Origin of the sequence: Nonomuraea sp. NPDC059194, from assembly GCF_042754765.1 — a bacterium.
Lineage (GTDB): Bacteria > Actinomycetota > Actinomycetes > Streptosporangiales > Streptosporangiaceae > Nonomuraea.
This window is the reverse complement of sequence record NZ_JBHZBH010000024.1, coordinates 54923-69773: the sequence shown is the minus strand read 5'-3', so window position 1 is coordinate 69773 and position 14851 is coordinate 54923. Positions and strand designations below refer to the sequence as shown.

Sequence of the window (14851 nt, the reverse complement as noted above, 5' to 3'; positions counted from 1 at the left end):
TCAAGCCTAGGGTCGGCAGCACATTAAATTCGTCACCGAAAATATTAGGGGCGAGGCTCATGCGAATGCGCAGGATGGCCGTGCTGTCCAAGGGGCTGGCCACGGGGCTGGCCAAGGGGCTGGCCACGGGAGTGGCGCTGGCGACGGCCGCCACGGGCTGCGGCGCGAGCGGCGCGTCGGACGCCGCGGGCGGGACCAAGGACTCCAGCGGCGTCGTGACGCTCGACTGGGAGATGTGGGCGGGCAGCGAGGACGAGAAGGCCCAGCTCGACCACCTGGCGCAGCTCGTCACGCGGCAGGACCCGAAGATCAGGATCAAGCTGCGGACCGCGCCGTTCAACGACTACTTCACCAAGCTGCAGACCGAGTTCGCCGCGGGCAAGCAGGCGTGCATCGTCTCGCTGCAGAGCCTGCGGCTGGGCGCCTACGCCGACCTGATGGAGCCGCTCACGGCCGGGCAGGGGTTCGCGCCCGCCGCGCTGGAGGCGTTGAAGCTCGACGGCAAGCAGCTCGCCCTGCCGTACGACCTCGCCTCGATGCTCGTCTACTACAACAAGGACGCCTTCGCCAAGGCCGGGTTGGCCGAGCCGAAGGCCGGCTGGACGATCGCCGACTTCGAGAAGGCGGCCAAGGCGCTGACGAAGGACGGCAAGGCGGGCTTCGGCATGTCGCTGTCCGACCTGCACATGCTCTCGATGCTGCTGACCTACAACGGCGCCACCCCGATCACCGGCGACCTCAAGTTGCAGATGGACAGCCAGGCCATGGTCGACGCGCTCACCTGGTACGCCGGCCTGGCCAGGAGCAAGGCCGGCAGCGTGCCCGCCAGCTCATCCGAAGGCGGCTGGGGCGAGACCCAGTTCCTCAACGGCAACGCGATGATGGCGGTGGACGGCTCGTGGAACGTCGGCTCGGCGCTCAAGGACGCGAAGTTCGCCGTCGGCCTCGCGCCGCTGCCGGCCGGGCCTGGCGGCTCGAAGACCTACATCGCCGACTCGGGATTCGGCGTGGCCAAGTCCTGCCCCTACAAGGAGCAGGCCGTCAAGGCGGTCTCGGTGCTGACCGGTGTCGAGGCGCAGACGTACCTGGCCGGGGTGGGCCGCGGCTTTCCCGCCCGCACCGAGCAGCAGGCGGTCTACGAGCAGTTCCTCGTCAAGCAGGACCAGGCCAACGCCGGCGCGGTACGGCAGGCGATGGCGGCCATCAGGGACGGCCTGGCCGGCGGCGTGCCGCTGTTCACCACGAAGAACTGGGACACCGTCAACAAGCTCATGGCCCAGCACCTGATCCAGACCTACACCGGGGCGCAGGGCGCGAAGGACGCGCTGGCCACGATCCAGCAGCAAGGCGCGCGCGGACAGTGAGGCGCGGCGAGCAGTGGAGCGCGCTGGCCTTCGCCACCCCGAGCGTCCTCGGCCTGGGCCTGTTCACGCTCTTCCCCGTGGGCATGGCGGTGGTGATGAGCCTGTTCAGCTGGCCGATGCTGGGCACGAGCGAGTTCGTCGGGCTGGACAACTTCCGGTACCTGTTCGGCGCCGACCCCACCTTCGTCGCGGCGCTGCGCAACACCTTCGTCTTCACCGGCCTGTACGTGCCGCTGAACATCGTGCTCGCGCTCGCGCTGGCGTTCTGGATCAACCGCTCACGCTGGAAGAACCTGTGGCGGGTGCTGTTCTTCATCCCGGCGATCACCCCGATGGTGGCCAACGCGGTGATCTGGAAGCTGCTGTTCCAGATGGTCGGGCGCGAGCCGAACCTGCTGGCCGACGGGCGGACCGCGCTGCTGTCGGTGGTGGCCATGAGCGTCTGGCAGGGCTTCGGCTACAACATGATCGTCTTCTCCGCGGCCATCAACGAGTTGCCCCGCCCGGTGCTCGAGGCGGCCGCGATCGACGGGGCGAGCGGCCTGCGCAGGCTGGTCAGCGTGCAGTTGCCGCTGATGTCGCCCGCCCTGTTCTTCGCCACGATCATGACGGTGATCAACGCGCTGCAGGTGTTCACCCAGCCGTACATCCTCACCGCCGGCGGCCCCGGCAACGCCACCTCGACGCTGGTGATGAACATCTACCAGGCGGGGTTCCAGTCGCGCGACCTCGGCCTGGCCGCCGCGGGAGCCTGGGTGCTGTTCGCGATCATTCTGCTGGTGACGGCCGTGCAGTTCGTGGGCCAACGACGCTGGGTGCACTATGAGAGCTAGATCCGTCGTCTCCCACGTGCTGCTGGCCGCGGTCGCGCTGGCCTTCCTGTATCCGCTGATCTTCGCGGTCGCCACCGCGCTCAAGCCGCCGGGTGAGACGTTCGCCACGACCTCCCTGCTGGGTTCGGAGCTGCGCTGGCGCAACTTCGCCGACGTCTTCGACTACGTGCCCTTCCACCGCTACATCCTCAACGGCGTGCTCGTGGCAGGCGCGGGAACCCTCGTCGTGCTGGCCGCCTCGGCCCTTTCGGCCTACGCCTTCGCCGCGCTGCGCTGGCGGGGCAGGGAAGGGGTGTTCCTGCTGTTCCTGGCCACGCTGATGGTGCCGCAGGAGGTGCTGGTCGTGCCGATGTTCCTGCTCATGCAGGCCTTCGGCTGGGTCGACAGCTACCAGTCGCTGATCTTCCCCTGGGCCTTCACCGCGTTCGGGTCCTTCCTGCTGCGCCAGTTCTTCAGGAGCGTGCCACGCGAGCTGCGCGAGGCGGCCAGGATCGACGGCGCGGGCGAGCTGCGAACCTTCCTGCAGATCATGCTGCCGCTGGCCAGGCCCGCGATGGGCGTGCTGGCCGTCTTCACCTTCATCACCTACTGGAACAGCTTCCTCTGGCCGCTCATCATGATCAACGATGTCACCGAGCGGGGCACCGTACCGCTCGGCCTGCGGTTGTTCTTCGGCCAGAACGGCAACGAGTGGCACCTGGTGATGGCCGCCTCGATCGTCTCCCTTCTGCCCACCCTGCTGCTGCTCATCGCGCTGCAGAAGCACCTGGTCAAGGGCATCGCCGCGGCCGGCCTGGCCGGCCGCTGAAAGGAATGCATGCTCACCTTCGACAGACGTGTCGGACCCGACCTCGGACCCGACGCGCCCGCCTACCCCCAGCGCGAGGTGCCCTCCTGGTATCGCGACGCCAAGTTCGGCGTGTTCGTCCACTGGGGCCTGTACTCCATCCCCGCCTGGGCGCGGCCCCGGCTGCCCGGCGAGCACGTGCCGGTGGAGCTGGACTACCACCATCACCAGTACGCCGAGTGGTACGCCAACACTGTGCGCATCCCCGGCTCGCCGACCCGCCTCCTGCACGAGCGGGAGTACGGCGTGGGCACCTCCTACGAGGACCTCGCCGACTCCTGGACGGTCGAGGCCTTCGACCCGCGCCAATGGATGCGGCTGTTCGCCGACTGCGGCGCCCGCTACGTGGTGCCCACGGCCAAGCACCACGACGGCTTCTGCCTGTGGGACAGCGCCACCACGTCCTTCGGCAGCGCGCGCCGCGGCCCCCGCAGAGACCTGGTCGCCGAGCTGGCAGGGGCCGCGCGGGAGGCGGGGCTGCGCCTCGGCCTCTACTTCTCCGGCGCGCTCGACTGGCACGTCTCCGACTTCCCGCCGATCCGATCGGTCACCGACCTGTTCACCCTGCGCCGCAACGACGAGGCGTTCGCCAGCTACAGCTTCGACCAGGTCATGGAGCTGGTCGGCCGGCACGCGCCCGACATCCTGTGGAACGACGTCGACTGGCCCGACGCGGGCAAGGCGGAGGGCCCCTTCAGCCTGCGCGCGCTGTTCGAGCGCTACTACGAGCGGGTGCCCGACGGGGTGGTCAACGACCGGTGGGGGGTGCCGCACCTGGGGTACCGCACGCGCGAGTACCACTCGGAGGAGCGGGCCACGCCCTGGGTGTGGGAGGCCACGCGCGGGCTCGGCACGTCGTTCGGCTACAACAGGGCCGAGGACGACCGTCACCTCATCGGCCACGCGGACCTGGTGCGGCTGCTGGCCGACACGGTCGCCAAGAACGGCAACCTGCTGCTCAACATCGGGCCACGAGCCGACGGCTCGCTGCCGCGGGAGCAGGTCGAGCGGCTCGGCCGCCTGGGCGAGTGGCTGAAGGCGCACGGCGAGGCGATCTACGGCACCAGGCCGTGGCTCCGCTACGCCGAGCCGGTCGGCCCTCCGGTCCGTTATACGGCGAGCCCCGACGGCAGGCTCCACCTGATCGCCCTCGACCCGGCGGTGGGACAGGTTCGGCTCGCGGAGGACCTGGTCGAGCGCGCGCGGGCCACGGCCTCGTGGGGCGACACGCCCGCCGTCGTGGACGCCTCGGGCCAGGTGACGATCCCGCCAGGGCTGCGCGGGCTGCCCGCCGCCGTGCTGACCTTGCGGGCCACCGGCTGATCGCCGCCCTCAGCGGGGGCTGTACCGAGTCTGGATGTTCTTTGTACGGGCTGCGCGCAGTCTTGATCCACAAGAGCCGTCCGAGAGATCGGCTGCGCCTACCCCGCACCACCGAAAGGAGCCGCATGAGACTCACAGGAGGGCTCACCGCGGGCTTGGTCCTGCTGTTAGGCCTCGCGCCGGGCCTCATCGCGCCGGCCGCCGCCGCGACCGACCGGATGAGCGAGGCGTTCGACAGGGCCGCCACTACCTATGAGGTCCCGCGCGACCTGCTGGTCAGCCTGGCCTACGCCGAGACGCACCTGGACGGGCACGACGGCCAGCCCAGCGCCAGCGGCGGCTACGGCGTGATGCACCTGGTCAGCAACCCCACCGCGGACACGCTGGAGCGGGCGGCCACGCTTACCGACCAGCCCGTCGCCACGCTGAAGATCGACGACGCGGCCAACATCGCGGGCGGCGCGGCCGTCCTGCGCGGCTACGCCGACGAGCTCGGCCTGGACGCGGCGGCCCGTAAGGACCCGGCGAAGTGGTATCCGGCGGTGGCCAGGTACGGCAACGCCGCTTCGCCCGAGGTGGCCAGGCTGTACGCCGACACCGTCTACGAGCTGCTGGCCGACGGCGTCGAGGCCGCCACCCCCGACGGCGAGAACGTCACCGTGCAGGCGCGCTCCATCCAGCCCGACCGCGGCGCCTACGCCGACGCGCCGGACCCGAACCGCACCCTCGCGGCCGCCGCGGTGGACTACCCGTCGGCCCACTGGGCGCCCGCCCACACCAGCAACTACGCCGTCTCCAACCGGCCCGCCAGTGACGTGATCGACCGGATCGTCATTCACGTGGCGCAGGGCTCCTACGCCGGGACGATCTCCTGGTTCCAGACCGGGCCCAGGCCGAACCCGACCTCGGCGCACTACGTGGTGCGCTCCTCCGACGGTGACATCACCCAGATGGTCAGGGAGAAGGACAGGGCCTTCCACGCGGGCACCTACAACCGGCGTTCGGTCGGCATCGAGCACGAGGGCTTCGTCGACAACGCCTCCTGGTTCACCGACGCGATGTACCGGGCCTCGGCGGCGCTGACCCGTAACATCGCCGACCGGTACGGCATCCCCAAGGACCGCACCCACATCGTCGGGCACAACCAGGTGCCGCAGGCCGACCACACCGACCCAGGACCGCACTGGGACTGGGCCAGGTACATGGGCTACGTCACCGGCGGCAGCGGCGGCAACCCGCACACCCCCGAGTCGGTGTGCGGCAGCGGCTACAAGGTGATCGACTCGGCGGCGCTCGGCACGGCGGGCACGGTGTACCTGCTGTACAACACGGCCAACGGCAACAACTGCGTGGCCACGCTCAAGAAGACCTCGCTGGGCACGCCGACGGCCACCACCGCCTACCTGGAGGTGCAGGGCAGCCCGCGCGTCACCGACTCGGGCAACTTCGCTTACTACGCGGGTCCGGTACGGGCCGCAGCGGCCGACAAGTGCGTCAAGTGGGGCGGCAAGGCGGGCTCGTCCAGCTACGACAGCCCGTTCGAGCACTGCGGATAACCTGCCACGGCGGTGCCCCGCGACACTCCCTCACGGGGAGTGGGCGGGGCACCGTAGCCGTCCCGGGCTCTGCTCCTGCCCAGCCGGGCCGCACGCACGGCCGGGGGAGCACTCGGGACTCGGGGAAGCATGGCCGGGACGAACCCGAGGCCGTCGAGGCTCGCCACGACGTGCTCCCTCCTGGCCGTTCATGCCCTGCCCGGATGAACGGCAAACGACCGCCCGGTCCAGCGAGCCGGCGCTGCACGTCCTGACGAACACCTGACCCCCGGTCACGGGGTTCAGAGTGTGGCGGAACGAAACGTACGCTGCGCCCGTTCACGCACGTTATCCGTGGCGCGTGAATCCGCAGGAGGTCAACCTCGAACTCTGCGAACAGGGCCCGGCCTCCAGCTCCTTCAGGATTTGCCGACGCACACGGAGCGGCAAGGGTCAACACGCCTTTGGTGGGCGTGATCAAGAAGGAGGCGAAGATCGATGTGAAGCACGTAGGGACGACCGGCCCCCACAGCGACGAATCCGACACGCTGTGGCTCGACGGGAAAGGCAACCGACCGCGCACGATGGGTTAGAACCGCGTCGGCCTGGCCACAGCCCCTTCACGGCGAATTCACGGTGCCGGTGACCGGCGAGCCCCACCACGGAATAGCCCCTGAGGTGCGGTTATGCCGGACTACGCGGTGTCCTCGGACTGGGTGGGGACCGTGCTGAGGTGGCGGTGGCCCAGCGCGCCGCTCCCCGATATCGCGGACATACGGAATCCGCCTTCGTAGAACAGGAGCGGCTCGTCGACGCGCCCGGCTGATCCCCCTACGACGTCGCCCACGAGCAACATGTGATCACCGCAGGGCCACACGTGCGCGAGCAGGCAGTCGATGACGGCGAGCGAATCGGGGACAACAGGTGAGCCGGTCACCAGGGTGGATTCGCGGATCCCCGCGAACCGCTGGGCAGGCGTTCGCGTCGAGACCGCCAAACGGGTCGCCAGCTCGCGCTGCTCCCAGCCGAGCACGTTCACGGCGAACCTGCCTGCGGTGAGGATCGTACGCAGGGTCCGTGACCTGCGGCCGAGGCACACCAACACCTGCGGCGGGCATAGGGACGCCGAGGTGAACGCGTTCACGGTGATGCCCTCCGGGCCGTCGGGTCCCGGACAGGTCACGACGGTGACGCCGGTCGCGAACCGCCGCATCAGCGTCCGGAACCTGTCTGGGTCCACCTTGGGCCTCTCCGAGGTTCCGCATGTCGCTGCGGGCATGGTGTCCACCTCTTGGATCGTGGGTCGGCAGCCGCCCGGCCGGGGCATACCGGCCCGCTAGAAGGCGACCACGGGGAAGTCCGGTGGGACGCCGAGGCACATCTGACCGAAGGTCCCATAACGTTGCTCAGAGGCGAAGACGTGATGTCTCATGGTCTGGACGTCCCGGAAGCAACGTTCCAATGGGCTGGCGGCTCGAAATGCCGTCGTTCCCGCGATGCTGCACGCGAGCTCCACCGCCTGGACGGCGCTGCTCATCGCGTGGGCCATCGCGAGCAGGATGTCCGCCTTCTGCTCTAGCGAGTGGGTTTCACCGTCGATGCATCTCTGCCACGCTACGCTCAGGGTGTCGAGGAGCAACAAGCGCCCTGAGCGCAGGATCGCCTCCGCTCGGCCCAGCTGGAGCTGGGCCGACGCGCGTTCCTTCAGTGGGCCGCTCGATGCCACCGGAGTCTTGGTCCGAGCGAGTTCGGTCACCTCCTCGAGAGCTCGTCGCGCCACCCCCAGCATCGGCGTCGGGATGCCGGCCGCCGCCGCGCCCACGACCGGGAGTCGATACAACGGGCCGCGATAGTGGGATCCGGGCTCGAAGTCCGGCACCATCGGGAAGGTTCTGGATGCGGGCACGTACACGTCGGTCACCGAGATGTCGTTGCTGCCCGTGCCCCGCATTCCCATGACGTCCCACGTATCGATGATTTCGCACTCTTCGCTGGGGAAGTAGACCATGCGCATCTCGGGCTCGTCCTCGGCGGATTCGTCCTCGTCCACGAGGACCGTCGACGAGATCCAGTCGGCGTCATAGCAGTTGCTGACGAACGGGGCTCGACCCGAGACGCGGTATCCGCCGTTGGTCGAGGTCGCCTTCAGAGGGCGGCCGAACTGGGCGGCGATCAGGATGTCCGCTCCGCGACTGTAGATCTCCTCGGCTCCCTCGTCGGGCAGACGGGCGCACAAGAAGGCCCAGTCCAGAGGATTCTCCAAGGTCCACGCCGCAGCGGAGTCGTGGCGGCCGACTTCCTCACCGATGAGGGCGCGGGTGACGGGGTCGGTCTCCAACCCCCCGAGTGAACGAGGAGTTGTCATGCGCAGGAGACCGGTCTCGCGCAGTGCCTTCAAGACCGGCTGGGACAGGCGTCGTTCCTGCTCTGCTTGTCGGCTGTGCTCCCGGACGATCGGAGCGATCTCGCGTGCGGCGTCGATCAGCGCTGTGTCGGGTCCCCCATGCATCACGCTCACCTTCCCTTCGCCGGAGTGATGTTCTGGTTGACGTGGAAGAGGTTGTCCGGGTCATAGGCCGCCTTCACGGCGGAGAGGCGCTCGTAGTTGGCGCCGTAGTTCTCGGCGGCACGGTGGTCGTCGTCGCCGGACATGAAGTTGATGTAGCCACCTTCGCTGCCCGAGTGGGGATGGATGGCTGCGTAGTAGTCCCTCACCCACTTCGTGTTGGCCTCGTCGTCGTCGGGGTCTGGCCAGACCCCGACGATCACCGGAGCGAAGCTCTTGTCCCGGTGTCCGAAGGCGGTCTCGTCGGCGCCGACTCGCTGCGCCGCGCCGTTGATCGGGTGGAGATGCATGGACGAGCTCACGTTGGGCGTCTGCTTACCGTGTCGGACGTGAGCGGCGATCGCCTCGTCGGTGAGCTCGGTGGCGAAGTCCGCTTTCCAGTAGTGGTGCATGCCCTTCGGGACGAGATCGTCGAAGGCGCTCTGCAGGGTCGGGAACGGCATCACCTCGATCTGCTCGGCCTCGTCATGGGGACCGTTCCAGCACGTGACCAGCACGCAGAACAGATCCCCGACCCGGTCTGCCGGGATGAACGGCAGTGGCGGTGCGACCTGCCAGCCGAAGAAGCATCCGAGCTGCTCGGGCGCCTCGTCGATGTAGCAGCGGTAGCACTCCAGGACCTGCGTGGCATCGTCGAAGTCGTAGAACAGCGGGCCGCCCACGACGTCACCGACCTCGTGGAGCTGGAACTCGAAGCCGGTGACGACACCGAAGTTGCCACCGCCGCCGCGCAGCGCCCAGAACAGATCCTCGTTCTGGTAGTCGCTGGCCGTGACCTGCCGGCCGTCGGCGAGCACGACATCGGCCGAGAGCAGGTTGTCGATGGAGAGCCCGACGCTGCGGGTGAGGTAGCCGATGCCGCCCCCCAGGGTCAGGCCGCCCACCCCGGTCGTGGAGACGATCCCGCCGGGCGCGGCCAGGCCGAACGGGTAGGTCGCGTGGTCGACATCGCCCAAGGTCGCGCCGCCCCCGACACGGGCGACTTTCTTGGCCGGGTCGACCCGCACGCCCTTCATCGGCGACAGGTCGATGACCAGCCCGTCGTCCACCGTCCCGAATCCGGGAACGCTGTGGCGCCCGCCCCGAACGGCAAGGTCGAGGCCGCTGTCGCGGGCAACGGCGATCACGGCCATCACGTCGGCCGAATCCGTGCACTGGACGACGGCGCGGGGCCTGCGGTCGTGCATGGCGTTGTAGACCGCGCGGGCGTCGTCGTAGTCGGGATCCGAGGCGGTGATGACGCGACCCCGCACCGTCTCAGTCAATGCCTTGATCGTGTCGCTCATGGCGTGCTCCTCGCTCGATGTCACCCAGGATGCACGGGCGGGCGTTTCCGAAGCGTTCCCTTTCAGCCGGAGTCGTGCAGAAGACCGGTGGCCGCCCGGAACGCAGGAAGATCGTGGCCTGAAGGGATGGTCTCGACGAGATCCCCGAGTTGCTCCCGCAGCGCCTGATCGGGGTATCGACTAGCCAAGGAGTGGAGAGCCCGAAGCTCCAACCAGCTCGCGCCCTGCGCCTCGGCGGCCTCGACCGCTTTCCGCAGCGACGCGGCGGCTTCCGATTCTCCGTTGCGATACGCCAGCTCACCGTCGACTCGCCACAGCTCGGCCTCGAGATAGCGTTGGTTGCGGCGGTGTGACAACGAGAGTGCCTCGCGTGTTGCGGCTCGTCCTTCGCGGAGTTCGCCGGCCATGCCACGAGCGCGAGCGAGGAGCAGCAGCGTGTAGGTCAGGTGGAGGCTCTCCCCCTCGGTGCGCGAGCGCGCCACCGATCGCACGATCCTGTCGATGCCCCCGGGTGAGCCCTCGCAGACGTCCAGCCAGCCCCGGAGGGCGTCTCCGACGATCACGAGGTAGCGCATCGGAAGACGCTTCCCCAGGAGCTCGGCATCCCCGAGCAGCTCGGCGAGGCGGACGAGATCCTCGGATTCGGCCGCGGTGATCGCCGCGTAGGTGAGGACGTACCACAGCGTCATAAAATGATCGAGATCGACGGCCAGCTCAAGAGCGGAGCGGGCCCTCGTGTCGGCCCGGCCGGCGTCTCCCGCCCACAGGTCGACCCAGGCCAGCCGTACGAGACAGACCGCCTTCGGGTCCTGGGCGTACAACGCCAGATGCTCACGGCGATGGGACACGTCATAAGCCTCGATGGCGCCCTCAAGGTACTGACGCGCCCTCGCCAGATCACCTCGCCAGAAGGCGCTCACGCCGAGGAGATACCGTCCCTCGGTCCGAGCGATCGGATCGTGACTCTCGTGGTCGACGAGCGCCTGGCCGAGCTCACTGGCCTCGTCGAAGCGACAGCCCTGCAGCCGGGCGAGGCCGAGACCGCGGAGAACCGGGGGGTCCACGGCTCGGTGGAGCGTGCGGCAGAGCGCAAGGGCGCGCTCGTAGAGCTGGTGCGCTCCGCGGGAGCCGTAGCCCTCGAGGGCCACCAGGGGGGAGCCGAGGGCGATCCGGATGTCGAGTTCGAGCGCGTCACGGGCGGGTGACGGTGGCAACTCCGCGAGCAGTGAGAGCGCTCGCCGGAACATGGTGACCGCTTCGTCGAGGGCTGACACCGCCTCCGCTCGGGCTCCGGCCACGCGGTAGGCGTCGATGGCCGGTTGGACCAGGCCGGCCTGGTCGTAGTGTGCGGCCAGCTGCGGGCTGGCCGCGTCAAGGTCATGGCGGAACTCGACCGCGATCGCTTCGGCGACGGCCCGGTGAAGTCGGCGTCGACGAGCTGGGCTGAGCATCTCCAGGGCGACCGTCCGAAGCTTGTCGTGGCTGAAGTCGTACGTCAGCCCCTGATCGCGGATGATCCGTCGACGCCAGAGCTCGTCGAGATCGTCGACGAGCTCTGGCTCACCGAGCCCGGTAGCCGAGACCAGCAGATCGACCGAGAAGGAGCGACCGATGACCGCCGCCACCTCGGCAAGCCGCCGGGCGCCGCCAGGGAGTTGGCCCAGTCGAGCGCTCAGCACCGCCCGCATCGTGGGAGTGAGCGCCCGCTGACGTGCCTCAGGGCAGACCCCGGCTCGAAGCACTTCGACGATGAAGAGTGGGTTGCCCTCGGTCTCCGCCCAGAGTCGTGCCGCCAGTTCCGGATCGATCGTGTCCGCGTTGCGTAGCCGGGCAGCGAGCGTCGCGGTCGTGGCTTCGTCGAGCGGCTCGACGGGCACGGTGGTTACGGCCTTGTCGTGGCCCAACGCGGCGACGAGCCCGACCAGGGGATGATGTTCCGGGACCTCCTCCGAGCGGACGGTACCCACAATGAGGACGGGTGCCGTCGGTCCGGAACGGACAACGAAGCCGATCAATTCGATGGTCTCGACGTCGCACCACTGCAGGTCGTCGATGATCAGCAGACGGGGGCGGTCGCCGACGATGGCCCGGCTCACCGCATCGAACAACCGATGGCGCTGAGCCAGGTCGCCCGACCGGCTCGGTGCGGGTGGCGGGGAAGCCTCGAGGAGCTCGGGGAGGAGATGAGCGAGCTCGGCCCTCCAGACCGTGCCCAGCGTGTCGATGTGGCTGCGGAGAGCATCCGATCGGAGCAGGTCGACGACTGGGCCCCACGGCAGTCTGCCCGCCGCCTCGTACGCTCGAGCCGAAGCCACCACGTGTCCCGCGGCCTGAACGCGACGTCCCAGCTCCAGAGCGAGACGGGACTTCCCGATCCCCGGTTCGCCGGAGACCAACACGAGATGCGCTCTGCCCTCCCGCGCCGCGTTCCATGCCTGGATGAGCTGGTCCAGCTCGAGGTCGCGGCCCACGAACGGCACATCGGCCACGGGGGCTGTTTCCTCGCCCTGCCGTTCCTCGCGGTCGGGTGTGTTGGCCCGGAGCTGTCGGTACATCGCCGCGATGGCCTCGCCCGGTTCCACCGCGAGGTCGCGATCGAGCACCTGCGCGTAGCGATGGTAGGCGCGCAGCGCCGCGCCTCGGTCACCGCGCGCCAGCTGTGCTTCCATCTGGAGTCGAACGGCCGCTTCGTCGGTTGGCTCCAGGTCGAGAACGCCTTGGGCGTACCTGATCACAGCCTCGTGGTCGTGGCGCCCGGCAGCCTCGTCTGCCAGCCGCACGAGGACCCCGTGCGCCTCGGCTCGAAGCTTCGCTCGCTCGTCCATGACCCAGTCGTCGTAGCAAGCCGGGAGGAGATCGCCCGCATACAGGCGCGCCGCGAGTTCGAGATCGCCAGCAGCCATGGCATCGCGGAACCTCAACACGTCGACCCCGCTCGGCCCCGTCGGAATCCACCGCACGATCTCGGTGTCGATCTGGACGAACTCGCCGATGTCGGGAAGGGAGTGGCGGAAGTCGTGCAGCAGCTTTCTGAGGTTGGTCCGCGCCTGATGTTCGTCGGAGTCGGGCCAGAGCTCGAACGCGAGCCGGGAGCGGTGTTGCAGGTCTCTCCGCAACGCGATCAACGCCAGAAAGCGCTGCAGGCGAAGAGAGTTGAAGGCGCGAAGCCGGTGGCCGTCCAAGATGACATCGACCGCACCGAGCAGCCGGACCTCGAGCCGCGCCGGCGATTCGCCACGCCCCCTGCTCCTGTCACTAGGCATGTGGTTCCCCTGGTAGCGGTCCAGCCCTCCGGAGGCTGCTATCCCGTGGCCGTGTCGATGACGAGCCGGCCCTCCCGTCAGAACTCCTCCAGTGCTATTAGATTCGTTGGATTTTCCGCGATTGCTACCGGGACCCCTGGAGGCCAAGCGCGGCCGTGTCCGCCGCAAGGGCGGCGCCACCGACTGGATCCTGTGGCAGTCCGGCACCGCCCGCCTGCTGCCGCGCCTGCTCGCCGGCCGCGCCCGCAGCACCTTCTTCAGCCGCATCGCCGTCTTCGATGCGCACCACCACCGAGCACGTCCGTCGCTGCGCCGACCCCGTCTGGATCAACAAGCTGTAGCCGCGACCGCTCTTCATGTCAGGGTGCGAGTTCCGGAGCGGCAGGCAGCCCACTGGGAGGTCAGGTCGCGAAGAGGTCAGGTCATCGTGACCCGGATGGCGCAGGTCGGCAGCCCCTCACGGTAACTGGGGTAGGCGGGCGCCCATCCGAGCTCGCGCCTGGCCCGCTCCGAGGAGAGCCTGATGCGGGTGCCCACCATCATCGCGTGCAGGTAGGGCGTGGCCCGCAACGTCCAGCCGGGCAGCCGCATCGGCCTGCCCGCCCCGGCGGCCCTGGCCAGCGCGCCGACGTACTCGTCGAAGGCCACCGGCTCGTCATCGGCGATGTTGTACGGCCGGCCGGGCGCGCCCCGTTCGAGCGCGGCCACGGTGGCCGAGGCCGCGTCGTGGATGTGGATCAGCGAGACGACACCCGTCGGCCGGACGGCGGGCAGCAGGCGTTTCCTGGCCAGGTCCATGAGCTTCCAGGTGGAGACCTCGGGGCCGTAGAACATGCCGTAGCGCAGCGCTATCCCCTCGATCCCTGGCGTGTGGAAGGCCTGCCGCTCGTTGGCGCGCATCGACCGCATGTGCACGTCGTAGCCCGCGCCCTGTCCTGTTTCGGCGAACGGGTGATCCTCGGTGACCGGCTGCGTGCCGTGGTCGCGGTAGCCGTACCCCAGGAAGAACGACTGGGTGACGAACCGGCGCGCGCCGACCCGCCGGGCGGCCTTCAGCAGGTGGGCCGTGCCCTGGTCGCGCAGCCGGTCGGTCGCGTACAGGTCGCGGTGGAACATCGGCATGCCGGTGATGGCCGTGGCCTGGTGGATCACCGCGTCGGCCCGGTGGCCGTCGAGCGCGGCCATCAGCGCGTCGTGGTCCATCAGGTCGGCCACGACGGGCCTCGCCCCGCCGGCGCCGAGCTTGGCGGCGCCGCGTTGTGACCGGGTGAGGCCGAGGACCTCGTGGCCGGCCTCGAGCAGTTGCCCGACCAGTTCGGTGCCAAGGGTGCCGGTGGCGCCCGCGAGGAGCACTCTCATGCGCGCTGCCCCTTCCGTACGCCGCGCAGGCGGGCGACCAGCGCGATCCCGGCCAGCGCGGAGAAGATCGCCAGGTTCCACCAGTCCGAGTCGTGGCCGCCGCCGAGCGGGCGGTCCAGCGCGTGGTTGATCGCGTGAAAGGTGTTGGCGAAGACGAAGCCGGTCAGCACCACGGCGATGACGTCGCGCCACCACAGGGCGCTGAGCATCATGACGCCGATGCCCATCTGGAACACCCCGGCGTCGTGCAGGAAGTGCACATGGTTGGGCCAGTTGGCCCACGCGGCGAAACCGGCGGGATTGACGCGCATCCACACACCGGTGATCAGCATCGTCGCCGCCGAGACGACGACGGCGATCTTGATGAAGAGATCTCGCACGATTACTCCTCTCTCGTTCGGCTACGCGGAAGAGACGGAGCGGGCTGGAACGGATGTGACATCGGCCGCCGGTGACCCTGATCACATGATTTCTT

The 14851-nt window shown here is 69.0% G+C and carries 11 protein-coding genes; 5 read left to right on the top strand and 6 right to left on the bottom strand.

The window, feature by feature from the left end:
- Window positions 1-59 precede the first annotated feature (59 nt).
- The 5 genes from ACFXJ8_RS27035 to ACFXJ8_RS27015 all read left to right on the top strand — a co-directional run bounded on the left by ACFXJ8_RS27035 (window position 60) and on the right by ACFXJ8_RS27015 (window position 5923).
- Window positions 60-1364 carry an ABC transporter substrate-binding protein gene (locus tag ACFXJ8_RS27035; protein WP_379646763.1) on the top strand — a complete coding sequence of 435 codons (1305 nt, stop codon included), beginning with the start codon at window positions 60-62 and terminating at the stop codon, window positions 1362-1364.
- Window positions 1361-2197, top strand: coding sequence for a carbohydrate ABC transporter permease (locus ACFXJ8_RS27030; protein ID WP_379646762.1), 837 nt, complete (start codon window positions 1361-1363; stop codon window positions 2195-2197). Before ACFXJ8_RS27035 ends, ACFXJ8_RS27030 begins: the two co-directional genes overlap by 4 nt.
- Window positions 2187-3005 carry a carbohydrate ABC transporter permease gene (locus ACFXJ8_RS27025; protein WP_379646761.1) on the top strand — a complete coding sequence of 273 codons (819 nt, stop codon included), beginning with the start codon at window positions 2187-2189 and terminating at the stop codon, window positions 3003-3005. The genes ACFXJ8_RS27030 and ACFXJ8_RS27025 overlap by 11 nt, the downstream gene beginning before the upstream one ends.
- Before the next feature lie 9 nt (window positions 3006-3014).
- A complete protein-coding gene (locus tag ACFXJ8_RS27020; RefSeq protein WP_379646760.1) occupies window positions 3015-4367 on the top strand; it encodes an alpha-L-fucosidase in 1353 nt (450 codons plus the stop codon).
- 125 nt (window positions 4368-4492) lie between these two features.
- On the top strand, window positions 4493-5923 hold the full coding sequence (locus tag ACFXJ8_RS27015; protein WP_379646759.1) for an N-acetylmuramoyl-L-alanine amidase: 1431 nt from the start codon (window positions 4493-4495) through the stop codon (window positions 5921-5923).
- 673 nt (window positions 5924-6596) lie between these two features.
- Here ACFXJ8_RS27015 and ACFXJ8_RS27010 read toward each other — a convergent pair.
- The 6 genes from ACFXJ8_RS27010 to ACFXJ8_RS26985 form a co-directional block, all read right to left on the bottom strand.
- The gene (locus tag ACFXJ8_RS27010) at window positions 6597-7142 is read right to left on the bottom strand and encodes a flavin reductase family protein (protein ID WP_379646758.1); all 546 of its coding nucleotides are present in this window, start codon (window positions 7140-7142) and stop codon (window positions 6597-6599) included.
- 96 nt (window positions 7143-7238) lie between these two features.
- Complete coding sequence (locus ACFXJ8_RS27005) at window positions 7239-8411, bottom strand: acyl-CoA dehydrogenase family protein (RefSeq protein ID WP_379646826.1); 1173 nt, start codon at window positions 8409-8411, stop codon at window positions 7239-7241.
- A gap of 5 nt (window positions 8412-8416) precedes the next feature.
- The gene (locus ACFXJ8_RS27000; RefSeq protein WP_379646757.1) at window positions 8417-9754 is read right to left on the bottom strand and encodes an FAD-binding oxidoreductase; all 1338 of its coding nucleotides are present in this window, start codon (window positions 9752-9754) and stop codon (window positions 8417-8419) included.
- Between the two features lie 62 nt (window positions 9755-9816).
- Window positions 9817-13017 carry an ATP-binding protein gene (locus ACFXJ8_RS26995; RefSeq protein ID WP_379646756.1) on the bottom strand — a complete coding sequence of 1067 codons (3201 nt, stop codon included), beginning with the start codon at window positions 13015-13017 and terminating at the stop codon, window positions 9817-9819.
- Between the two features lie 417 nt (window positions 13018-13434).
- The gene (locus ACFXJ8_RS26990) at window positions 13435-14376 is read right to left on the bottom strand and encodes an NAD-dependent epimerase/dehydratase family protein (protein ID WP_379646755.1); all 942 of its coding nucleotides are present in this window, start codon (window positions 14374-14376) and stop codon (window positions 13435-13437) included.
- A complete protein-coding gene (locus ACFXJ8_RS26985) occupies window positions 14373-14756 on the bottom strand; it encodes a hypothetical protein (protein WP_379646754.1) in 384 nt (127 codons plus the stop codon). Before ACFXJ8_RS26985 ends, ACFXJ8_RS26990 begins: the two co-directional genes overlap by 4 nt.
- Window positions 14757-14851: the final 95 nt, after the last annotated feature.

Excerpts from the sequence above, each read along its gene's own strand:
- ACFXJ8_RS27035 (WP_379646763.1), top strand. The coding sequence starts at position 60 with ATGCGAATGCGCAGGATGGCCGTGCTGTCCAAGGGGCTGGCCACGGGG.
- ACFXJ8_RS27025 (WP_379646761.1), top strand. The coding sequence starts at position 2,187 with ATGAGAGCTAGATCCGTCGTCTCCCACGTGCTGCTGGCCGCGGTCGCG.
- ACFXJ8_RS27020 (WP_379646760.1), top strand. The coding sequence starts at position 3,015 with ATGCTCACCTTCGACAGACGTGTCGGACCCGACCTCGGACCCGACGCG.
- ACFXJ8_RS27015 (WP_379646759.1), top strand. The coding sequence starts at position 4,493 with ATGAGACTCACAGGAGGGCTCACCGCGGGCTTGGTCCTGCTGTTAGGC.
- ACFXJ8_RS27005 (WP_379646826.1), bottom strand. The coding sequence starts at position 8,411 with ATGCATGGGGGACCCGACACAGCGCTGATCGACGCCGCACGCGAGATC.
- ACFXJ8_RS27000 (WP_379646757.1), bottom strand. The coding sequence starts at position 9,754 with ATGAGCGACACGATCAAGGCATTGACTGAGACGGTGCGGGGTCGCGTC.
- ACFXJ8_RS26995 (WP_379646756.1), bottom strand. The coding sequence starts at position 13,017 with ATGCCTAGTGACAGGAGCAGGGGGCGTGGCGAATCGCCGGCGCGGCTC.
- ACFXJ8_RS26990 (WP_379646755.1), bottom strand. The coding sequence starts at position 14,376 with ATGAGAGTGCTCCTCGCGGGCGCCACCGGCACCCTTGGCACCGAACTG.